The 22,963-nt window shown below is 67.1% G+C and carries 17 protein-coding genes; 8 read left to right on the top strand and 9 right to left on the bottom strand.

The genetic code is table 11. From position 1 onward, the window contains the following. Positions 1-97: 97 nt before the first annotated feature. From OG241_RS08215 to OG241_RS08180, 8 genes are all read right to left on the bottom strand, one after another. Positions 98-2,746, bottom strand: coding sequence for an MAP7 domain-containing protein (locus OG241_RS08215; RefSeq protein WP_405814564.1), 2,649 nt, complete (start codon positions 2,744-2,746; stop codon positions 98-100). Beyond that, complete coding sequence (locus OG241_RS08210; protein WP_405814563.1) at positions 2,743-3,504, bottom strand: N-6 DNA methylase; 762 nt, start codon at positions 3,502-3,504, stop codon at positions 2,743-2,745. The genes OG241_RS08215 and OG241_RS08210 overlap by 4 nt, the downstream gene beginning before the upstream one ends. Before the next feature lie 133 nt (positions 3,505-3,637). Then, on the bottom strand, positions 3,638-4,030 hold the full coding sequence (locus OG241_RS08205) for a hypothetical protein (RefSeq protein ID WP_405814562.1): 393 nt from the start codon (positions 4,028-4,030) through the stop codon (positions 3,638-3,640). Further along, positions 4,027-5,241 carry a recombinase family protein gene (locus tag OG241_RS08200; protein WP_405814561.1) on the bottom strand — a complete coding sequence of 405 codons (1,215 nt, stop codon included), beginning with the start codon at positions 5,239-5,241 and terminating at the stop codon, positions 4,027-4,029. The genes OG241_RS08205 and OG241_RS08200 overlap by 4 nt, the downstream gene beginning before the upstream one ends. Before the next feature lie 65 nt (positions 5,242-5,306). After that, positions 5,307-7,298, bottom strand: coding sequence for a DUF6884 domain-containing protein (locus OG241_RS08195; RefSeq protein WP_405814560.1), 1,992 nt, complete (start codon positions 7,296-7,298; stop codon positions 5,307-5,309). Then, entirely contained in the window at positions 7,298-8,596 is a 1,299-nt protein-coding gene (locus OG241_RS08190; protein ID WP_405814558.1) for a hypothetical protein, read from the bottom strand. The genes OG241_RS08195 and OG241_RS08190 overlap by 1 nt, the downstream gene beginning before the upstream one ends. 58 nt (positions 8,597-8,654) lie before the next feature. Continuing rightward, a complete protein-coding gene (locus OG241_RS08185) occupies positions 8,655-9,125 on the bottom strand; it encodes a hypothetical protein (RefSeq protein WP_319098262.1) in 471 nt (156 codons plus the stop codon). An 867-nt stretch (positions 9,126-9,992) separates the two neighbouring features. Beyond that, entirely contained in the window at positions 9,993-10,358 is a 366-nt protein-coding gene (locus OG241_RS08180; protein ID WP_405814557.1) for a hypothetical protein, read from the bottom strand. Between the two features lie 1,049 nt (positions 10,359-11,407). Here OG241_RS08180 and OG241_RS08175 point away from each other — a divergent pair. Then, a complete protein-coding gene (locus OG241_RS08175; protein WP_405814555.1) occupies positions 11,408-11,713 on the top strand; it encodes a hypothetical protein in 306 nt (101 codons plus the stop codon). Between the two features lie 123 nt (positions 11,714-11,836). Further along, positions 11,837-12,331 (top strand): SLOG family protein, encoded by a 495-nt coding sequence (locus OG241_RS08170; protein WP_405814554.1) that lies wholly within the window; start codon positions 11,837-11,839, stop codon positions 12,329-12,331. A 90-nt stretch (positions 12,332-12,421) separates the two neighbouring features. On the opposite strand, the gene OG241_RS08165 is transcribed toward OG241_RS08170, so the two are convergent. Continuing rightward, positions 12,422-12,760, bottom strand: a complete 339-nt coding sequence (locus OG241_RS08165) for an Lsr2 family protein (protein WP_405814553.1) — start codon at positions 12,758-12,760, stop codon at positions 12,422-12,424. 201 nt (positions 12,761-12,961) lie between these two features. Between OG241_RS08165 and OG241_RS08160 the strand changes: the two genes are divergently transcribed. From OG241_RS08160 to OG241_RS08135, 6 genes are all read left to right on the top strand, one after another. After that, positions 12,962-14,815 carry a DHH family phosphoesterase gene (locus OG241_RS08160; protein ID WP_405814551.1) on the top strand — a complete coding sequence of 618 codons (1,854 nt, stop codon included), beginning with the start codon at positions 12,962-12,964 and terminating at the stop codon, positions 14,813-14,815. A gap of 23 nt (positions 14,816-14,838) precedes the next feature. Further along, entirely contained in the window at positions 14,839-15,639 is an 801-nt protein-coding gene (locus OG241_RS08155; RefSeq protein WP_405814550.1) for a CPBP family intramembrane glutamic endopeptidase, read from the top strand. Positions 15,640-15,754: 115 nt separating this feature from the next. Next, on the top strand, positions 15,755-16,147 hold the full coding sequence (locus OG241_RS08150; RefSeq protein ID WP_405814548.1) for a hypothetical protein: 393 nt from the start codon (positions 15,755-15,757) through the stop codon (positions 16,145-16,147). A gap of 1,315 nt (positions 16,148-17,462) precedes the next feature. Further along, entirely contained in the window at positions 17,463-19,304 is a 1,842-nt protein-coding gene (locus OG241_RS08145) for a phage/plasmid primase, P4 family (protein WP_405776069.1), read from the top strand. Between the two features lie 7 nt (positions 19,305-19,311). Next, on the top strand, positions 19,312-19,485 hold the full coding sequence (locus OG241_RS08140; protein ID WP_405776071.1) for a hypothetical protein: 174 nt from the start codon (positions 19,312-19,314) through the stop codon (positions 19,483-19,485). A gap of 125 nt (positions 19,486-19,610) precedes the next feature. Next, on the top strand, positions 19,611-22,784 hold the full coding sequence (locus OG241_RS08135; protein ID WP_405814547.1) for a hypothetical protein: 3,174 nt from the start codon (positions 19,611-19,613) through the stop codon (positions 22,782-22,784). The last annotated feature ends 179 nt before the right edge of the window (positions 22,785-22,963 follow it).

Raw genomic sequence — 22,963 nt, 5'->3', positions numbered from 1 at the left:
TTTTCCGCGGCCCTGCCCGTACCTACGGCCTGAGTCCCACGAAACGCGGGAAAACGATCTACCCCATGAGCCGTGCCCCGAGCAGAACGGACAGCACCTAGACACCCATGACACCGACATCTCCGGGCCCGTCAATGTCTTCCTCGCTCCGGCCAGTGGGCGGTGCGGGCTGGGCGAGCAGTGCGAGTGCCGCCGCGCCGGCCTCGATGGCGGCGGCCAGGTCGAGCCAGTACACCCCGTACCGCTCAACCACCGACGTGCACAGCGCGTGCCACGTCTCGGCCGTGGCATCGGTGAGGTTCACGGAGATCGCCGACAGGGCGACGCGAGCCTCCGGCGTGATCGGCTTCGCAACGCCGTTGACGTTGTAGGTACGCGTCACGCGCCGTTCGTCCTTGCCCGCGCCCTCATCGAGGCGCACCGAGGTAGCGCCGGGCCGGTACCGGGTAATGACGTGCCCGATGTACGCAGCCGACAGCACCGCCGCCGCTCCCGCGTCCAGGCCCTCAGCGCTCAGCGCCTCCAGCACGGTCAGCTCGTCAGCCGTGGGGGTGGCGGCCCGCTCGGCCGCCGCCTTCTCCTCGGTGGCCCGCAGCGCGGCGGCCTGCTCCTTGGCGGCCTGCTCCGCGTCCACTACGGCCTGCGCCTTCTCCTGCTCCCCGGGCCACGTCTCCCCGGCGGAGAGCCACCGATAGGAGCCGTCCTTCACGGCCACGTGCCGGGTGTCCTTCTGAGGCTCCGTGACGGCGTTGATGCGCATCGCGTTGGACCACATCCGCAACGCCCGCTCTCCCTCGTCGGTGACACCGAACTCGCGCACCCCAGGGGCGATGGCGAACACCTTCACGAACCCGGCCCGCCACAGGCCCGGCACCCGCCGCTTGTTGATCTTCGCGGACACGTCGGCCTTGTCGGGTGAGATGTCGAAGGCGGTGAACCCGCCGGCGGTCTCGCGCACCTTGCCTTCACTCATCCACCCCAGCGCCCGCCACTGGTCGCGGGAGAAGTTCAGCGCCTGGGCTGCGTCGATGTCCTCCGGCGTCATCACGTCGGCGTCTTCCCTCGCGTGCGCGTCCAGGTGGGTGCGGACAGCGTGGGCCGCGTCCTGCTCGTTGTCGTAGACGTAGGCGGCGGCGACGTCGGCGACCGCGTCACCGAACTTGTTCAGCCCCATGGAGACGGGGCCGTGGCGGTCGCACTCGGCCACCCACTTGGAGCCGATCAGGTCGAGGGCGACCGCCCGCGCGCGGGCGGGGGTGCTGTACGCCTCCCCGGCCTTGGGCACGTCGACGGCCGCCGGAAGGTCGGCGACGGCGACGCGTCCCCCCTTCGCGGCGTGGTCCGCGCACAGCAGCGACACCGGCAGACAGGCGACCTTCCAGCGCGGCCCCGTCGCGGTGCAGCCGTAGCCGCCGCATGCGCCCGGCTCGGCGGCGGTGACTGTGCGGTCGGCGTCCTCGGGTACAGCGCCGAACGGCTCCGGCCCCTGCTCGGCCTGTCCGTCGGCGTCACTGCCATCGTGGGTGGCGGCCGGCTGGCCCTGGCCGGTCTCCTCGGGCGTAGCGACGGCGGCAGGCGGCGTCCACTCGGGGAACGCCTCGCCGCGCTCCACGGCGTCGGCGTGGTCGCGGACGATGTTCCGGACGCTGGCCGCGTACGGCACGTCATTGATCACCGAACAGACACCGATGCGCGTGTTGTCCGGCGCAACGACCAGCCACGGCCAATCGTCGCCGCCCTCCTTCGACACCACATAGACGGCTCCGCGCGTCGTCGCGTGCCAGATGTTCGGGTTGATCCGCTTCACCGTGACGCGGCGCTTGCCCGATCCCATGATGATTTCCTCCGGTCCGTGCTGTGACATGACCAGTCCGTCGTCGCGGCGGTCCTCCTCCGACGCCTGCCGTTCCTCGGCCTCCTGCTGGATCCGCGCCCACTCGGCCGCCCGCTCCTGCTCGGCCCGCGCGTCCCGCTCCGCCTGCTCCGACTCAAGCCGCTCCCGCGTGGCCTGCACCTCCTTGGCCCACTGCTCGACCTGCCTCATCTGCGCGGCGCGGCGGCGTTTCTCCTCCGCCCCGAACGGCAGCGGGGTAAGGCGCCTGGCGCGGTCCCGCGCCGTCTGCTTGCTGGTGCGGCCGGTGTGGTGAAGCCGCACCCGCGCCCGGTAGGCGGCCCGCTCGTCCGCGTGCAGCAGATCGGGCGCGGCGACGCACCAACGGTGCGCGGTGACGCCGTCGGGGGTGACCGTGACAGGGCCGCGCCGGCCGGCGCGGGGTACCGCGATGTAGCCGCCGGACGCCAGCAGTTCGACCAGGGCGGCCCGCACCCGGCGGCCCAGACCCTCACGGCGGCGGACGATCCCGGACGTGTCCGCGTGCAGGTCTCCCGCATACGCGGCGGCCAGCACATCGGCCAGCCCCACGCACCAGCCCATACGCGGCAGCTCGGCTCGGGCGTTGTTCTCATCGAGCCACCGGTCCGCGCCGCCGCCCTCCACCCCTGAGCCGGCTGCCAGGGCCTCGGCAGCGACGGAGGTGGCGGGAGCCGTCGCCGCCGAGGGGGCGACCGTCTCCTGCTCGGCGAACAGGGCGGCCACTTCGCGCGCATGGTGCCGCATGAGCTTCCGGCCGTCGGCCATGCCGTGGGCGTGCCCCACGATCGGCGCGGAGACCGCCGACCCGCGCCAGGCCGGAGCGTCGTCGCTCTCGACGTCAGAGAGATCGGTTCGTTCCCGCGTAATCGTCATCGCTGCACCTCCAGAGCATCAGCGGAATCTTCGGTGGTCTCCTGCGGCGTGGTGATGATCAGTCGCCGTGATCCATTGATCGCCTGGGCCCATCTGAGCTTCCGGCCCCAACCGCCCAGGACATGAGCGGGGGTGGGCCACGACTCGAAGGTCTCCAGCGTGAGGACGTCGCGACGGCGTACCACTGCGGGGATGTGCAGCAGCGTCAGATGGACGTAGACCATGTGCAGGGCCTGCGGTGCTATGTCCTCTGCCGTCACATGCAGCTGCGTCTGTGGGTTCAGGCCGTGCTCGAGCATCGCCTGCGACAGAGCAACCACGAACGCGCCCGCGCCGCAGCTGGGTTCATACACATCGGCGAAGCCGTCCCTCTGCACCTGCTCGACCACCGAGTCGATCTGCTGCATCTCGGCCATCAGCTGAGCGATGTCGTAGGGCGTGTAGAACTGGCCGAGCCGCTCGTTGCCGAGCTCCAACTCCATGTAGAGGTGGCCAAGCACGTCGCAGGGCTCGCGCTCCATCTCCATGGTCACCAGCGCCAGGGCCTCAGCGAAGCGGTCCAGCTCTGTTCTGCTGTAGCGGCCGGCGATCCGAAGGTACTGCCCTTCGCGCGTTTCCCAGGCCTCGCTCCCGCGGACGTCCACGGCGTTGCGCGAAGCAAGCGCAGTCATCTCGACGAAGTTGTCGAAGACTTCGCTCATCCGCTTCGCGCCGGTGTTCGCCGCCAACAGCTTCACGATCTCCCGGTAGCCGCTCATGCGCGTGGCACCACAACAGCCGGAGCCTCGGAGGTCCGGACGACACGGTGGACCTCCGGATCGAAAGGAAAGACGTGCAGGTTCCAGGAACCGTGAGCGGCGGGCCGCGGGAACCCGTACGGGCGTACGTGAGTCATACGGTGTCCTCGGCTGCCGTGTCTGATTCCGCAGGAGGCTGTGAGCCGTCCTTCTTCGCCTGCTCGGCGAGGATCTGTTTCACCTGCCAGGCCGGTGCCCGTGTTGCCAGGGCGATGTCACGCCGCGTGGTACGCCGCAGAGCCAGGGCGTGCACCGCGGCGCGCAGGGCTTGTTCGCGTGCGTCGTCGGCGGCCCGGAGCGTCTCCAGCTCCGGTGTCACCGGGATGAGCGTGACCTCGGCGCTGACGCCGACGAGGTCGAGCGCCTGCGCGGCGTTCGCCTCGGTCGCCCTCAGCGTCCGCCCGTGTGCGTACACCCCGTGCTCGGCAAGGTGCGTCATCCAGGTCCGGCCGCGCCGGTGGGCCTGGCCCTCGATGGTCTCGCTCACGCCGGGCTCCCCAGGTCCTCGATGACCTGCTGGACGAGCGTGTCCGGCACCGGGGAGGGCAGGACGATTTGCCGGTTCCCGATCCGGTACAGCGTGTGCGTGGCGCCGCTGCTGACCGCGGTGACAGTGAACCCGAGCCGGGAGGCCGCGGCCCGGATCCGCAGCAGCGGGCCGCCTTCGACGCCCGCGCGCAGTCCCGCGGTGACTTCCTGGGCCCGCGTCCACTCCTCCAGGCTCACCACCGGCTTGTGCACGACCTTCGGCGACCACACCCACTGGGAAATGGGGTTGCGCCGCGAGAACCCGGCGCGGCCGGTGCGGTTCGCCCGCCGGTTGTACACCTGATATCCCGTCAACTTCGGGTTCGAGACCAGACCCTCGACCCTGTTGTAGGTCCACTCGCCCTCGATCGGGTACCGGTCGGGCTCCGCCTTGAGGATTGCGACGATGTCCGGGCCCTTCAGGTGCTCCTCGCGCCGGAGGCGGCACAACTCCCGGGCGGCGTCGAACCGGCGTGAGTCGGGGTGCGGAGCGAGTTTCTTCTTCGGCCGATCCGCGCCGAAGCGTCCCTTCTCCCGTACCGGGGCGTTCTCGTCGATCAGCGTGACGTACGGATACGGCGCATAGCCGTGGTTCCAGCCGTTGATGGCGTGCTGGATCTGCCCACCCATGGACATCTCGTTCAGGACGGTGCGGTAGACCTCCGCCTCGACCTGGCCGTAGCGGCGGCTGCGTAGCTGGCCGGACTTGGTGCCGCCGACCGGCTCGTTGGCGTACACCACCTCTGCCCCGAGGCGCTCCAGCTCGTGCTCCACGGTGAGGCTGGTCAGCATGGCGCGTGCCATGCGGTCGGAGCGCTCGGCCAGGACGTGGGTGACACCCAGCTGCTCGGCACGGTCCACGAGGTCCTGGAGTCCGCCGTCCCGGGGGGTCGGTACGGCGAGCGCGTCGTACATCTCCTGCGGGCCGAGGCCCCGCTGGTCCGGGGGCAGCATGCCGGACTCGACGTCCCAGAAGTACGCGACGAACTTCTCGCCCTCCTTGAGGCGTTCGGAGGCGAGGACCACCTGCCGCGGGATGGACGAGGCCGGGTTCTGGTTGTCCTTGGTGGAGACACGGCCGAGGAACACCGCGCGGCGAGGACGCGCGTCGGCCTGCCGGTAGTTCGGCAGGTGACGGAGGTCGATGGGCGGGGCGAACGGGTTGGTCATGACGTTCCTACGGACTCGGAGCGGACAGTGGTGCTCTGCTGGGGCCCCGGTGGCCCCCGGGGCGTTCACCGTGCGGCGTACTCGTTGTGGAGGGTGGCGGCCTTTTTCCACCAGGCCTCGCGTACGTCGGCTTCATCGCGGGCTCGCGCGCACTGGCCGCGCTGGTCGCCCATGCCGCCGGCCAACGGCGCGTGCAGGTGCGGGACGGACGGCAGAAGCAGGGCGGTGTAGTCCTGGCCGCCGAGGAAGATGACGTCTGCGTCGTCCAGGCCGAGCCGCGCCGTGTGCCAGCGGATCGTCTCTGGCGTGACGGCCCGCTCGTCCTTGAGGGTGACGTCGTAGGGATACAGGCGCCGGTCGAGCGGGACGAGGCCGTGGAGCGCGGAGGCAATGAAAATCAGCGCGGGGTCGGTCAGGGCGTCCGAAGCGGCGCGCAGGGACCGGTGGTAGTCGTCGATGTAGAGCTCCCCAGCCGGGTGGCCCGGAAGCGGGTTGCCGTACTCGTTGACGCCCGGGTCCGGCAACTTCTTCTCACCGCAGGCGATGACCACGACGCGCCGTCGGCGGACGTCGACGTTCCCGTGCTGCCGGGCGTAGAGCCGCCCGGCCTCCGTGAGGTAGAGAGGGCGGCCCGTCTTCTCCCACGTCACCGGACCGTTGTCGTACGGCTCGGGCCGGATGGCGGCATAGCCGCTCGCGGCGATCTTCCGCAGGGTGGAGCCGCGGAACCATGTCTCGCCGGCGCGGCAGGCCCGGTTGTCCCGGCCGGGGATGTTCTGGTCCGGGCGTCGCGCGGCCGTGAGCACCGCCTCGTGCTGCCGGCCGGGCAACTTCCGCAGGATGCCCGGGGCTTCCGCGAGCGCACTGGGGCCCCGGTTCTCTTTCCACCAGGCGTCGAGGGCCGTCCAGCCGTCCTCGGTCATCCAGTGGGTACCACCGTCGGCGGTGTGCGGGACGACCAGGCCGTCGGACGTCAGCTTGGCGAGCGCTGCGGGGTGCCCGGCGACAAGGCCGTCGTCGTTGGCGTTGAGGATCTTCGCGCCGGTAGGGCTGAGGCCGTGACTCATCTGATGGCTTCTTCGTTTCTCCGGGGTAAACGGTGAGGGTGAAGGGGGCCTGTGCCGCGGAGCCGGAAGAGCGGGCACAGCTAACAGGAGCCGCGTGCGATGCGGGCCGATGGTTCGCGCGTACTTGTGGCAGCCGCCGTGGTACATCGCCGCTGCCCCGACCTCCTCGAGCGCCCGAGCGAGCCAGCGCGTGCCGTCTTCCTCGGTTCGGCGGGCGGTGGCTCCGAGTGCGATGAGGCGCCGTTCGACCGCCGCGTGGCCGGTCTCGTCTCGGCGGACCTTGGCTGCTGCGCGGTCGTTCAGCACAGTGGCGTCAGGCAGCACGACCAGACGCCGGGCGCGGGTACGGCCGAGATAGGCGAAGCCCTGGCCGTGGCCGTAGACGTGGCCGATGTGTCCCGGCATCACGTACGACGGGCCGTCGGTCGTGATCCTGACCCGCGGGACGGGATCGGCGTGCGCAACGATCCCTCGGATTCCCTTGGTGGCGGCGTCCCGGAATGCCCTCGCGCAGGCCCAGGATTCGCCGTTCGAAGCCACGGAGTCCAAAAGACACATACGCGAGAGCTCAAGCGATTCCTTCAGCGGGACCAGGTCCGGGAACACATTGAGGACGGCGGTGTTCATCGGGACCCCGAGGGCGAGGACCCCGACCAGACGGCCGCCTTCGGGCTCGCCGGGCCCAGGGGGCTGGTCGATGCGCTGGAGACCGTAGGCGAGCCGCACGACCGGCCAGCTCGCGCTGTAATGATGGGCGACAGTGAAGCGCTTCGCCGGAGCCTCTGGGATCCGGACGACACGGTGGGCCTCCGGGTCGAAGCCGCCGTCCCTGGTCCGTCTCCACGTCGACAGCCGGTGGTTCCAGCGCTGACACAAGGCATCGGCCCCTGGCTGCTGCAGTTCGAGTTGCTCGGCGAGGATGAAGTCGCCCCACTCCCCGTACGGGCTTCCCGGCCGCGTCCTTCCAGAAGTCTCCAGTGCCTCACGCATCAGGCCACCGCGTTACTGCGCTTGCCCGCGGGCTTCGCAGCGAGGACTTGCTGCTCGACGTGGCGCGCCGCGATGTAGAGGCCCTCGCGGTTCAGGTGCCGCGAGTAGCTCGAGTCGAGGTAGAGCACGGGCACATCGCCTGCGGCCTTCAACAGCGCCGGGTGCAGCAGGTGCTTGATCGGGCCCGAGCCGCCGCCGTAGACGTAGACGACCTCGGTCGTCGCGCCGGCCTGGGAGAGGACGTCACCGAAGGAGGAGGCGATCTCGGCGACCAGGTAGCTGGCCTCGTCCTCGACGAAGCCGGTGGCGCGCTGGTGACGGTTCTTCACCAGCACGGACGGCTCCGCGTGGAGGAAGTCGGCCAGCTGCTTGCGCGAGGAGAACAGCAGCGTGGTATCCGACTCGCTCATGCGCTCCATGGCGTTCATCAGCGCGGTGCCGTAGCCCTCGTCGAGGGTGTCGGCCGCCTCGGGGTTGAACCGGCCGTCGGTGAAGACCGGGAAGTTCACGGTGCCCTCGCCGACGTCGACGCCGATGGTGTTCTGCACCGCCACCAGATCGGAGGCCGAGACACCTTCCACGATGGACGAGTCACGGGCGCGCAGATCATCGAGCAGGGCCTGTGCGAGCGGCTCGCCCTTGTCGGTGATGGCGAACTGCGCGGAGGCACCCTCGGCCATCACCTGGACGTCGACGAACTGCAGACGCACCGAGACGGGAGTGCTGAAGTTCTTGATCGTCACCAGGTGCACCGTCGGATCCGCGCTGCCCAGCAGACCGATGAACTCGGCGGCGTAGGAGTGGCGACGCGCGACGAACTCAGAGATCGGCAGCGCCAGGCCGGCGCGCACCCGCACACGCAGCTCGTGATCGGGCAGCGCACCGTTCTCGCGGACGTAGTCGCGCAGGGCCTTCGCGGCGAAGACACCCAGGACCAGAACCTTGCTCAGCTCCTGATCGGCCTTGGAGTGCTTGCCCAGCACCTCGAATTCGGTGAACTTCGAGCCACGCACAGACAGCGCTGCGCGGCCGAAGATCCGGCGGTCCGACGCCGCCACCAGGGGAGTGGTGAGCGAGCAGTCGATCTGGTTGTAGAAGTCGCCGGCCAGCACGGAGGCCGCATCCGTGTCGGGGAGCGGCACCTTCGGCGAGGTGCGGGAAGTCGAGACGACCGCGCTGGGCAGATCGATCTCGTCGAAAATCCCCTGCTTCGTGTTCTGAATGACGCCCTTGACGTAGCCGTTTCCGACGTCGATGCCGCCGGTAAGAGCGATGGTGTCGTTGCTGTTGGCGCTCATGAATTCGGTCCCTCGGTGTCCGTGTTGTCTGCCTGGAAAATGAAATTGACCGCGTCACTCAGCGCCGAGTACTCGCCATGATTTCGTCGATGGATGCCTGCTTCGGCGGCGCCGGCGGTGCGCTGGGGGCGCGTGCCGCGGGCTCCTCCGCAGTCTCAACCGGTGCGGGAACCGGCTCGGGCTGGGCTACCGGCGCTGGTGCTGTCTTCTCGACGACGGCGTCGGCCTGGTCGGTGACCACGGGCTGCGGCTGCGGCTGGAGCGGTCTGGCGGCCGGACGGCGATCGGTTGTGGCCTCGTCGTCCTCGTGCTGGTCGGTGATCTCCAGCGGTGGCCGGCCGCGACGCGGCAGCTGATCGACGGGCTTGTAGAAGACATCGATGTACCCGTCGCGCTGAATGGACTCCCGGATGAGCAGCCGCAGCGACTGCGAGATGTCCGCCTGCCCATTGAGCCACTCGATCACCGAGGTATCGGCAGCGGGAACGGTCCAGCGGACCTTGCGAGGTTCACCCGACTGATTCGCCATTGAACTCACCTCGCCCTGCCACTCGTTCCTTCACTTCATCCGGTCGTTCGCCGGATGTCTCTTGCTCTGTCACATGGACTCACTTCCCTTCGCGTTTCCTCTCGGGTGTGAATCAACGCGAGTCCACTCTAGTGTCCCTGTCGAGTCCTATGCAAGTCCCATTCGATACGTCGGGGAGGCGTCATTTGAGTCCCTATCGAGTACCGGCAGGGACACCTGCGAGACGCCGCAGTGCTCCCGCCTGGGACAACCGCGGGCAAGCCGCTGGCATCATGCGTTTGTGAGTCCCACCTGCGACGCGGCAAGTGCTCACCCGGGACACCTGCGAGACACCAGCGGTCACAGCGCTGATCCCGAGGGGCCGCATTGGAGTACGGATGAGGCCCCATTGGCGTGCCGATCATGTCTCCCGGGAGACGCTACCCGGCATCCCTGCACGGAGGAGTCCTCGGAAGGTTCTGCGTGCGACGCCAGTGCGGCACTGTCGGGGCGCGCGCGAGACACCGTGAGGACGTGCGCAGAACTCCAAGAGGTACACCGACATCAGTCGGTGTCTTATGCGTGGCCCAGTCGAGTCCCCTGCGTGTCTCTGTAAGTCACCTCAGAGGCACGAGAAAGACGCTGTTTTATCGCTGTTCCACGGAGCCGAAGTGCCTGCGCGTTCCCCCTTGTAGAAGCCTGTTGGCTGACGCGGTGAGACCACCGTGAACCGCCGACGGGGCGAGCCGGAACGGCCGTCGGCGATCCATTGCACCGCGCTGTTGCGGCGGCCAGTACAGGGGCGCCATGGGCTCGTTCGATGGGTAACAGGGGTAGGGGCCATGGCCGCCAGCTTGGAGCTGCTGCATCCTTGATGCCGGCGATTTCTCACCCAGTTGCAGCGTCCGGGCGCCGCAACTCTGCTGCCAGCTCCTCGCGAGTGAAGCCGATCGACTGGTCGCAGGCGCCGGGATGGTCTTCGACGAGCAGACACGCCTCAGAGACGACGACCTTCTGGCACCCCGGCGCGACCTGCAGCTCCCGTCGGCCCTCGTCGTCCCAGAACAGCCACCACAGAACGAGCCCGGAGGACTCGTACTGCATCTGTGCACACACTGTGTGCTGCGCCTCGGGTCCGTGCGCACCGAAGTCACAGCCGAGAGGCTCGGCATCGACCTCGAAGTCCGCGCCGGGCAGTGCGTTCAGGGCATGCACCTCGTCGTCCGTCAGCGCCACTTCCGCTGGGCAAGGCATGGGCATGGGGTCCTCCGACTCCAAATCGAGTGACAGCGTCACTCTTCAGGCCCGGCAGACATCGAAAGCGTCAATAGATCTTGGAAGTGCCATGGTGATCTGCGTCACGGTGACTTGTGAGGTTTCCGGGAGAGCCGCCTTAGTCGGAGCAGCCAGCACAACGCGATGGTGCAAGGCCAGCTGTACCGGCCGCGGTGAACAACGGAGCACAGCGTTATCCACAGCCGAATCGACGGCGTCGCGAGAGGCCGGATCCGCTGCGCGGCGAAGGCTGTGCCGCCTCCGGCAGCGGAGCGATGAACCGGGGCTGCGCCCCGTCAGGAGCAGACCCGTACCCCCGCCTCGCTCGTGCCTCACGAGGACGGATCAGCATGGGGGTACGGCCGTATCACGGACGTCGAAACAGCAGTACAGCCAGAAGGTGCGATGACCAGGTGAAACGGCCAGACCCGTACCCCGCTGCGCGGAGAAGGGGGAGGGGGTACGGGCCAAGAGGGTACGGACCGTTTCCCCTGATGTTCCAGGCTTCCGCTAACGCTCCAGCCGTGGAACAGCGATGACGACGACAAGGAAGCAAAAGGGCATAAGGGAACCTGATAACACGTGTCCTGCGGACCCTCGCTCCGCTCGGCCTCTCCGCTGCGCTGCGAGGACGTGTTAGTCGGCATAGCCGACGGGTTCCACCGCTCGCTTCGCTCGCCGGTCCGTCGGTCGCTGGCGCTCCCTCCGGCTATGCCCAGCGCTGCGCTTGAGAGGAGAAACACCACCACGGCCCAGCTGTAGTTGTCCGCAGATGTGGACAGCAGCAAATGGGTGCAGCCGTGGTGGATCGCCTGGCGCCGCGCGCCTGACTCAGCAGGAAGTGACGCCCCGTGCGACGGCTCACCGCACGATCCATCCGGGAGCAGGACCAGCTGGCGAGATCTTCCGGATCGCCAGCCAGCAGAGCTGGCACGGGAGCGGGGTCGAACATCGAGATCACACGGACCCCGGCGGGGTCCGCACTCGGTGGTCGGCACCCGCACCCGAGTCCATAAAGAGGCATCACCATGACGCAGTCCCAGCCTGAACTCTCGCCCTACGACACCGGAGCCCGGTGCGAGCCGAAGTTGTGGCAGCCGTACAGGGAAGCTGTCGCTGCAGCGATGCGCTCCGGCAACGCAGATGACATCGGCAACGTCGACTTCACCGATGACGCGGGCCGCACTGTCGTCACCGTGCACGTCTCCCGCAGCGATGACGGAATGTTTACGGTCCACCTCCTGTCGGCGTGCGGGGACGATCGGATCCGTGTCGAGCTCCACGCCGAGAAGGGCACGGTCACCATCGAAGTCGACACCGGACGACAGGCGTGAAGCGGCGGCACTCGCAGGACCATGAACGTCCGGCGAGTGGCCTGGGTGCCGGACCTCTGGCTCTCGACTCCAGCTGTGGAGGCCACCGAGTCACGAGGAGAGGAGACTCGAATGATTGCTGAAATGATTCCAGAATCCTTCTCGCACGTCGTCCTCGTCACCGGTTCCCGCAGCTGGAACGACGAGCAGAGCATGCGCTCGGCGTTCAACGACGCCTGGCGCGACTGGGGAGCGGAGAACGTCACCCGGCCGGTACTCATCTCGGGGCACTGCCCCGAGGGTGCCGACGCCATGGCCGAGCGCCTGTGGCGGGCCGCCGGCTTCGAGATCCGCACCTTCCCCGCCGCCTGGTCGGCTCAAGGGAAGCGGGCCGGCTTCCAGCGCAACCAGCGGATGGTCGACGCCGCCCAGGTCTTCCGTGAGACCGGGGCTCAGGTGTTGTGCACGGCCTTCCTCGACCTCTGCCGGAAGCCCGGATGCCCGCAGCGAGACCAGGAGCAGCTCATGCCGCATACGCCGGGGCACTTCTCGCACGGCACCATCCACTGCAGGTCTCGCGCGATAGCCGCGGGGATCGAGACGGCCACCGTGATCCATCCGTCGCTGCCGCCGTTCTGATGACGCACGAAGGGCCCCGCAGTGTGCTGCAGGGCCCTGCAAGGGACGGATAGGAGGAGTCGGCCAGGAGGCGAACACCAGGCTCAGCCGCTACTTGCTCCGATCGATGCCGTGTGCCTCGTCATAGGCCTTCATGACCGTCTTCGGGATGCGTCCCCGTTCCGCGAACTCCAAGCCCTCCTTCTTGGCCCACTCGCGGATCTTGTCGCGCTCCTCGGTAGTCGTCTCGGGTACGACTCGCTTCTTGACCGGCGTTGTCTTCCCGGCTTTCCGGCTGACCTTCAGGTATGGCTTCAGCGCTTCCTCAAGCTTCTTCTGCTCCTCAGGGGTGAGGTCGATTTCGTACCAGGTGTCACCCAAGCCGAACGTCTGTGTAGCCGCATCCGGCTTACCACTCAGGTCTGACTCGACAATGCTTCGAATGGCCATATCGGCGAGAGTAGCCGATGTGCAAGGACCTTGAAAAGTCTGTCGCGACCATTCGAGATAAGTGTGTCCTTTGGAACCCCAATGAGACCCAGAGGTACTGCTAAAAGAGCAGAAAGAGTTAATGGCACTGCTAAAATCACAGCATCAATAAGGGGGGCTCGTACCCCGTTCCCCAGCGACCCGGATCGAGAGGCCTCCACCATGTCCACACTCCATATCGTCGACGACCGTTCGCTCACCGCCGAGGACACTGACCTCTTCGAGCTGCTGTGCCAGCGCCGGGGGTGGTCGGATCAGTACCTGACCGAGATCGAGTCCACCGAGCACGACGAACTCCTGGATCTGGCCGAGATGGTCGAGGCCCTTGCGGACGCTCGGGCAACGGGCAAGAAGATCACCATTGCCCCCGACTTCGACATGGACGGCATCTCCTCCGGGGTCCTCGGCTACGCCGGTCTGTCCGAGCTCGGCTTCGACGTCGAGCTGCACCTGCCCGACTACCGCCGCGGTCACGAGCTCGCGCGCGAGGACATCGCCGAGATCCACGCGAAGTGGCCCGACACACGGGTCCTGCTCACCTGCGACGGGGGAGTGAACTCCCACCGCGGAATCGCCGCCGCGCGTGCCCTGGGCTGGATGACGCTGGTGACCGATCACCACGAGGAGCTCGCGCCGGGCTCGACCGCGGACGTCACCGTCGACCCATGCCGGATCGATGAGACCTACGCCCACACCGGGATCTGCGGTGCGCACGTGCTCTACCAGGTGATCGAGGCCTACGCCCGCGTGCACCGGCCCGAGAAGCTCTGGGAGATCCACCTGCTGCGTCTGTTCGCCGGCGTCGGCACTGTCTCCGACGTCATGCCCGTGCTGTACGAGAACCGCCAGCTGGTGCGCGATGCGATCTCGATCGCCCGCCTGTTGCGCGTCGCCGCGCCGAAGACGATCCCCAATCCCTGGGGTGGGTTCGACGCTGATTCCGATGCCATCGACGTCGAGCAGTCGATCCTGATGCAGCTGCTGCGCACCGAGTCGCACCACCCGGTCTTCCTCCGGGCTTTCGAGGGCTTCGCGATCGTGCTCAAGGCCTTCGCGCAGGTCGGCAAGATCCGAGATGTCGACGACCTCGACGAAGGTTTCTTCGGCTTCTACCTCGCCCCGGCCATGAACAGCCCGCGCCGCACGGGGGCCTCGCTTGAGCCGTGCTTCGCGGCGTTCACGGCCGCCGGCGCTGACGTCAAGCTCAAGGCCGCCCGCCAGGTGATCGAGAACAACGAGCTGCGCAAGCACCTGGTCATCGAGCACATGGAAGAACTCGCCGCCGGGGATCAGCCGTTGGCCCCGTGGGTGTACTTCTCGGACGCCTACCCGGGCATGTACGGGCTGCTGGCCAACCGGATGATGGAGCTCAACGGCCACCCGGTCGTCGTCGTCAACCGGCCCGTCGGCTCCGACGATTTCGTCAGCGGCTCCGGTCGCGCGCCGGGGTGGTTCGACATCATCACCAGCCTGGAGCCGCACGACGGACTCAGCGCCATCGGGCACCAGCAGGCATGCGGCGTCCGCGTCGCGAAAGCCGAGAAGCTGGGCGACCTCGTCGCCGTGCTGCAGGAGGCCACCCAGGTCGCCCTGCTCGCCGTCAGCACCCATGGCCCGAGCGGTGATCTGGTACTCGGTCCGGACGCCGACTGCGACGCCGGCCTCGAGGACCTGCAGCCGTTGTTCGAGCTGGTGCGCCGGACCGAGGGACTCAAGCCCTTCGGGCACGGCTTCACCGCTCCGGTCGTCGAGATCGCGATCGAGCCCCTGGGCCTGCGCGTGGACCGGATCGGATCCGAATCACAGCACCTGCGTCTGGTCACCCGGTCCGGCCTGTCCTGCCTGTGGTGGAACGTCGCCGAGGAGAAGTTCGACATGCTCCGGGGCCTCGTGCAGCGCGCCAGCCGCACCGAGCTCGGGACGCTGCGCTTCACGGCGACGCTGCAGATGAACACCTTCCGAGGCGACACCCGCGTCCAGGCCGTCATCAACGAACAGATCACCACGGCTGCTTGAGCCCCGTAGAGGAGGAGACCTTGATGACTTCACCGATCACTTCGCGTCTGCTCCGCATCGGGTGGTGCGTCCTTGTACCCTTCGCCGCCGTCGCGGCCTACCTCGGCCTCGGCACCGTCGCAGTCCGCCTCATCGGAGAGCCGATCGCTGCGACCGCCGTCCTGGACATGCTTGTTGTCGTCCTGGTCGGTTCGGTGAGGATCCAGCAGCCCCGTTGGCTCGCGCATGCGCCGGCCCCGCGGCCGAGGCCGAAGATCCCACGCTCCGGGTGGACCGTCCTTGGCTGCGCGGTCCTGGCCTTCCTCGCCGGCCAGTCGCTGGCCTTGTCGATCTACGTCACGGTCGGGTCCGCCGGCTTCGACGCGTCGAACCAGACGAGGCACGTGGCCGGGTCCACGGCGACCTTGCTGCTCACCCTGGTTGCGGCTCCCGCGGGGGAGGAGACCCTGTTCCGAGGGCTGATCTACCCGTTGCTGCGTAAGCGGGTCGGCATCCTTGCCTCGATGCTGGTCACCGCCATGGTGTTCGGTCTGTTGCACGGCAACGCCGTGCAGTTCGCCTCGACCCTGCCACTGGCGGTGCTCCTGGCCCTGGTCTACGAACGCACGCGCGTGCTGTGGCCCTGCGTGCTCCTGCACCTGGGCTTCAATCTCGCTGCCGCCCTCGTCCCGGCACAGGCGCTCGGTGCTCTGGCGAACCCCGTTTCCGCGGTGTTCCTGTGCCTGGCCTTCGCTGGTTGTGCCGTGGGGCTCTACCGGCGGGTCGCCGGCGGGACTGCGACAGGCGCAGTCCCGGGCCTGGAAGGCGAGTCCGCGATGCAGTGAGCGAGTGACGCAACCTCTTCTGAAAAACGATGGTGACCGAGGTGATCCGGTCACCGGGGGTGTGACTGAAAGTTGTTGTTCAGCCATACTCGTCAGGAGAGGAGAGGATCTCATCATGGCTGTCGTCAGCACTTGCACGTACGACTCGCGAGGAAAGCTCGTCCGTCCCGACACGCTCGACATCAGCCGTGCGAAGATCCGTCTGGACCTCGACACTGGTGAGAAGCCGACCTTCGATCGCGGTCGCCTGCACGTCTTCGTCGTCTCCGACATGGGCGTCACGGCTGAAGCGGCCCGTGAGCGGGTGAACTCGAGGCTGCGCCGGTTCTTCGATCGCGCCGAGGCCGTCTACGGCTTCCGCAAGATCACGATGAAGAAGAGCCAGAGCAGGAACCGGCTCAACCTCAACACCACGATTTCTTACGAGATCCTCTATGTCGTCGAAGCGGACGGGCGATCCTGTAACCGCGGTCCCGAGTCTCCCTATGCGGGATACCAGCGAGGCTGAAGCAGGGTCGCTCCTGGGTGATTCGCGCCATCCATGCCTCGCACTCATCGGCACATGCAGAGAGGCCGGAGAGCTCCCTTCCCACGGGGATGCTCTCCGGCCTCTCTGTTTCACGTTCCAGTGCAACGTCGATCACCTGGCGTCAACGATAGCAGCTGTCGGGCATCACTCGCAATGAGGGGCGAATGTCAGTCAAATGCCCTCTTGCATCGAGTAGAGCCTCATGGGTGAACGACTCGGACAGGGTTCTGGCTCGAGCCCGGAGGGTGCGTCAGGGGCCTTCTGTGAGCCTCGGGACGCCGAGGATGTTCCATGCGGCTTCCGGTTCCGCTGAGGCTCGGTCGTGCCGCCTGGGAGCTGCATGGCAGCTTGGTGCGGAAGTCCGCCTCGGCTTGGTCGCCAGGGAGTGCATCGAGCTGCCAGCTGTACCACGAGGCGTGGTACACCCCTGAAAACCACGTCTGACCTGGGTGAATACCGGTACCGCGAGGCTCTTTCCCGCATCGGGTGTACCACGTGGGAGCGCCGACGTGGTACGGCGTTTTGCCTGGTCAGCCAGCGTTTCCCGTCGATGGACCACAAGTACCACGTTTTTTTGACCGGTTGTATAGGGGACGCGTTCGAGAGCGATCCAGGCGGCTCCAGCCCCAGCTCGCCAGTCTGCTCTCCTATCCCTCCTGCGCGTGAATCTAGTCTCTATTTCCTGGTACAGGTGGTACAGGGGGTATATAAACCCTTCCTGAACTGGGAAAACACCTGTACCACGTAGAAAAGGGCACGTGGTACAGCCTGCTCTTGAACTCCCGAAATTCCTGCTCTGACCTGGGAAAACGGATGTACCACGTCACGTGGTACACGCTCAGATGCCCCTAGAGGGTATATGTATCCGGGTCCCACTGGGGAGCGTCCGGTCGATGCTCTGGAGGCAGCTGGCTCGGCCGGTCGGAAGAACTCCTCCGGACCTTGACCGCAGGCCGGGCGGCTCACGCCGCCCGCGGGTGCGTGGTCGAGCACGAGAAGTCGGCGGCTCCGTCGGGCACATGCTCGACGGAGCCGCCGACTTTCACGTCCCGCCCAGGACCGCGACGCGCGTGGCATGGCCGTGACAGTCGCATGCGCCCTCTCCAGCCCTTTCGATCTTCCATTGATTGCCATTCGGCGCTTCAGTCGACTCGCTTGTCGGCTGATGGTTCAATCGTTGCGAAAGGGCATTCGGATGACGTAGGGTCAAGATCGCGTTCCATTCGATTACGAGTCCAATCGGCTTCCCACGCATCGCCGGCAGGAACTCGATCATGATCGAGAAAGCAGCAACATGACGCCTCCTGATGCCCTCACACCCGCGCCTGCCGCCGGTTCCAGCGCCGGACCGCGCACCAACCCCGTCGCCGACATCCTGACCAGCGTCATGGGGTACTTCTCGAACCGCGACGACATGGCTCCGCAGAACGAGATCGTCACCTACGTCACCGCCGCCTACCTCGACCAGATCGACCCGACCGATCCTCCGACGCCTCGCGTGCTGGAGAAGGAGCTGCTGGCGATCATGGGCGGCGTCATCAAGGCCGAGAACTCCAAAGCGGCCATGGCCGCCGAGAAATACCCCCTGCCCAGATATCTGACGTACTGGCAGGTCGCGCAGATCCTGCTGCGTCTGCACCATGTCATCCGTATCGCACCCAACGCCAAGGGCACCGACCGCGAGTACGACCTGCTGGCGATGTACCAGCCCACGGGGCACGCGCGCGGGACGTACACCACCAGCGAGGACGACATCCGCACCACGGCACGCATGTACAACACCCAGCTGACCCTCAAGGAGTTCGCCGAGGTTCAGGCCGTCCTGCGCGAGGACAGCCCGCGCCGGCACCAGAGCACGAACCGTGACTTCATCGCCGCGCGCAACGGCATCGTCTTCTACGGCGCCGAGCCGCTGGACCTCACGATCTTCGGCAAGGACTTCCACTTCGAGCCCAAGCAGCTCCACCCCTTCGACCCCGCCATTGTGCTGCTGACCAAGAACGACGTCGACTACGTGGACGACGCCCCACAGCAGGTCATCACACACCCCGAGGACGGAGACTGGGAAGTCGCCGCCTGGATCGAGGACCTCTTCGACCAGCCCGGTGACGAAGGCCTCGCCGACCTGATCTGGGAGATCATCGGCGCGATCATCCGGCCGCACGTGGGCTGGCGCAAGACCGCCTGGTTCTACTCAGCAGAGGGCAACAACGGTAAGGGCACGCTCTGCGCGCTCATGCGCAACCTCGTCGGCAGCGGCGCGCACACCTCGATCCCGCTCTCCGACTTCGGCAAGGACTTCGCGCTCGAACCGCTGGTGCGCGCCAACGCAATCATCGTCGACGAGAACGACGTCGGCACCTTCATCGACAAGGCGGCCAACCTGAAGTCGATCGTGACCAACGACGTCATCATGATCAACCGCAAGCACCGGACGCAGGTCGCCTTCCAGTTCTTCGGCTTCATGGTCCAGTGCCTGAACGAGTTCCCGCGCGTGAAGGACAAGTCCAACTCGTTCTACCGCCGGCAGCTTTTCGTGCCCTTCACCAAAAGCTTCACCGGAGCCGAGAAGATGTACATCAGGGACGACTACCTCCAGCGCCGTGAGGTTTTGGAGTACGTCTTCTGGTACGCGATCAACCGCGCCGGCGCGTCCTCCCCGGGTGACTACTACGTGCTCTCCGAGCCGGTGGCCACCAAGGCGGTACTGGCCGAGTACAAGGAGGCCAACGACCCCGTGCGCGCCTTCTGGGTGGAGTTCCGCGGGCGGCTGGTCTGGGACCTGGCACCGTTCACGTTCCTCTACGACCTGTACAAGGCATGGTTCGCAGACGTCTCGCCGTCGGGCTCGCCGGTGAGCAACAAGCAGTTCATCACTGACCTGGTGGCGATCGTCCGGCCGGATGCCCTGTGGCACTGCCCGGACAAGAACCGCAAGATCCGGCCAGGCCAGCAGATGAGTGACCCCGAGGTGCTCATCGCCGAGTACGAGCTGAAGAAGTGGATGCACCCGGGCTACACCGGCAGCGACCCGAAGAAGAAGTCCCAGCCGACGCTGCAGGTCAGCTACCGCGGACTGCTCCGGCAGACAGGCGCATCCGCCCCGCCCGGCGACACCACTGACGAACAGGACTGATGCGTCCATGGCCAAAACTGCCGGCGCACTCGGCGAACTCACCCAGGCCGTACTCGAACTCGCCCGCGGCCAGGGCCGCCTGATCACGGCGATGTCCGACGTCGCGTACGGGCAGCGGATCACCAACCTCGTCGTCCGCTCTCAGATCCGGCAGACCTTGTGGGGAAGGTCCGGTTCTTGAGTGAGGCGTCCCGGCGCATGGACACCCCGCGCTGGCGCGCTCCTTACGACTCCCTCTGAGGCGACGCGCGCTTCCTCCCCAGACACCGGCCGTGATGGTCGGACCGACGAAAGGAGATCCCCGTCATGACCGCGCAGCGAACACCCGTCACGGCCTCGAAGGCGCGCTTCACCTTCTACGACATCGAGTCGTTGTCGGACGTCTTCACCCTGTGCGCCTACACCCCGCGGCCCGGCAGAGCCGTCGACGACCTGGAGGTCTTCTTCCTCGCCGACGACCAGCAGCTCTCCGACGCCGTGGACCCGCAGGTGCTCTATGAAGCCGTGGTGCGCTCCAATCCGGGCCTGCCCGCGGTGAGCGTCCAGCTGTGGAACCTGCGCGGCGAGCGGGGCAACCTCCGCCTCGCCGAGCTGATGGGCCTCTCGAACGCCGACCAGGTCAACGACCGCAGCGAGGGCTCGTCCTATCCGGCGAGCCTGCGCCCGGTCTGCGACACGGATCCCGAGTACGACCCGCTGAAGCACCCGTTCCTGGCCGGGTACAACTCGTGGAACTACGACACGACCATGCTCGCGCTGTACCTGATGGAGGCCTTCCCGGCTCCGCACTCCGGCCGTCTTGTCCAGCCGACCACCGCGCGCGAGATGCGTGAGCACAACGACAAGCTGTTCAACGAGCACACCGGATACATGCCCGGCTACCTCGGCTGGGACGGCCCGGCCGCCAGGATCCGCCGCGCCATGATGCACTCGGGCCGGCACCTGGACGTCGCCCGTCTCAACGAGCTGCAGACCAAGGTGAGCCTCAAGCGCCTGCTCGGGATGCTCGGCCGCCAGATCAAGGAATCCGAAAAGCTCAGCCACGACACCTCGATCGCCGCGATCGAGGATCTCTACGAGCTGCTGGCCTACAACGTCTCCGACTGCCTGGGCCTGGCCCAGCTCTTCCAGCACCCGGCCTACGCCAGCAACTTCGACCTCAAGGCCGGCCTGCTGACGCAGTACTCCGAGACCGTCTACGCCAACAACGGCTCGGTGCGCCGGGACCGCCTGACCATCGACTCGTCCTCGGCGAAGTTCGTCAGCCGCATCCTCGCGCCGTACACCTCGCTGAACGACATCGAGGCGGTTTCGTTCCTCTATCCGGCCAAGGAGGTGGCCGAGGAGCAGGGCATCTCCCAGGTCAACGTGCTCGACGAGTGCGTGCGCTTCTTCGAGGAGAACGTGGCCCCCGACCCTGCCAAGGACCCAGCCGCGACGCCGGCACAGGCGAAGGCACACCGCCAGTTCATGCAGGTCGTCAACTACTACCGCTCGATCGAGGGGCAGAACTTCAACGACTCCGAGGAGTACCGCGGCCTGTTCGACCTCCCTGCCAAGTCCTTGCGCGAGCTGCCGAAGACGCCGAACAACGTGCCCTACTTCCACCGTGACGCTTCCCCGTCGTCGTGCTTCGCCACGTTCAGCACCGGCGGCATCCACGGCGCGGAAGCGGACATGACAGTCTTCGCCGCCGACTCCTTCGAGCACCGGGAACAGGCAGCCATGATCGGCCTCGCCAAGCTCTTCTACCCGGACGCGAAGGACTTCGTCGCCGAGGCCAAGCGCCAGCACAACCTGCTCGCGCTGCCCGACGGTACGGCCGTCGACAAGCGGCTCGTGCTGCTGGGCTCGGACCCGAAAAAGGTGAAGTACCGCAAACCGAAGAAGGACGACCCGGACCAGGCCGAGCAGCTCGCGCGTGCGCAGGCCCAAGTGCCGGATCCGGTCCAGCTGCTGGACACTCAGCGCCCGGACACCGAGGCGATGCACGTGCGCCTGGCCGACGGGACCGTGCTCGACGGCAAGGTCGTCCTGGCCCTCACCTCGGCGGCCAGAGCCGTCTATCGCGATGAGCCCGCGAGGAAGGCACCCGAGCTGTTCACTGCGAAGGCCGACAAGTCCACCAAGCTGCACCCGAAATTCGCACGGACCTCGGCAGGCCTCGTCATCCACGAGGACTTCACGAGCTACTACCCGAACCTGCTGCGCAACATGAGGGCGTTCTACAATCCCGAGCTGGGCGAGGACCGCTACACGACGATCTTCTTCGAGAAGGAGCGCCTGGGCTTCGAGATGAAGAAGCCGGGGATCTCCGCCGAGGAGAAGGCCCGGCTCACGACCTTGCGCAACGGCACGAAGCTGATCCTCAACTCGGCCTCTGGAGCTGCTGACGCCGGGCACCGGACCCCGATCAGGATGAACAACCGCACCATCTCGATGCGGATCATCGGCCAGCTGTTCAGCTGGCGGATCGGGCAGGCCCAAACGCTGGCCGGCGCGCGGATCATCTCGACGAACACCGACGGCCTCTACTCCGTCGTCAGCGGCGAGAACGGCTTCGACGAGACGACCAACAACCAGGTGCTCGCCGAGCAGCAGACCGCCATCGGCATCGACATCGAACCGGAGCTGATGTTCCTCATCAGCAAGGACTCGAACAACCGGCTCGAGCTGGAGCCGCCCAGTCAGGACCGGAGCGTCGCCGACAGTCCGATCATCACCGCCTCCGGCGGGACGCTGGCCTGCCACGCGGGTCCCACCCCGACGAAGTCGCTGGCCCACCCCGCCGCGATCGACTTCGCCCTGGCCCGCTACCTGCAGGCCGTCGCCAGCAGGGGAGAGGAGGCTCTCGCCGAGCCGTTCGATCCCGTCCTGGGCCGGAAGATGATCGAGGAGGCGATCGACCAGGCCGACGCCGTACGGACGCTGCTGCTGTTCCAGAACGTTCTCGCCGCCTCGCGTGGATCAATCACCTACCCGTTCGCCGCCGACCCGGTCAGCGCCGGGTCCGACCGTGACGACAACGAGGACACCGATGCGCAGCTGGTGAACCCGCGGGTCCTGCAGATGGTCAACCGGGTCTTCATCGTCCACGACGGCACCGATGGTGCCGTGAGCCTGCACAACGCCGGCGCATGGAAGGTGAACCCGGCCAGCCAGAGCAAGCGGCGCGAGTCCGGCAGCGCCGGGGTGCGACGTGACCCGATCGCACTGGAGATCCTGCGCCACCACGGCTGGGCGAAGAACCGCAGAGAGGCCAGTACCTCCGACGGCCTCACGCTGCTGCCCGATGACCAGGACGTCGTGATCCGCCGGATCAACGGTATCGACCCGTGCTGGTCGGTGGTCGTCGTCAACGACGACCTTCGTACGCTGCCAGCCTCCCGGGTTGAGCAGCTCATCGGGGCGCTCGACCTCGACATCTATACCCGGATGCTCGACGAGACGTTCACCAACAACTGGAAGAACGCCGCCTGATCAGCACCTTCCCCGCGTCACCATCGGACCGCAGGGTGCCGGGCTGTGCCGACATGACGCTGCCCGGTGCCCGAGTCGAATGTGAGATGAAGGCGAGCCTGGCTCGCCATGGCAAGAGAATCGAGAGACGCCATGTTCGAGTCCGTTGCGGGCGGGGAGGCCCAAGTCCGGGATCACTA

It is taken from the genome of Streptomyces sp. NBC_01390 (assembly GCF_045040105.1).
Classification (GTDB): domain Bacteria; phylum Actinomycetota; class Actinomycetes; order Streptomycetales; family Streptomycetaceae; genus Streptomyces.
This window is presented reverse-complemented; position numbering and strand designations above follow the sequence as displayed.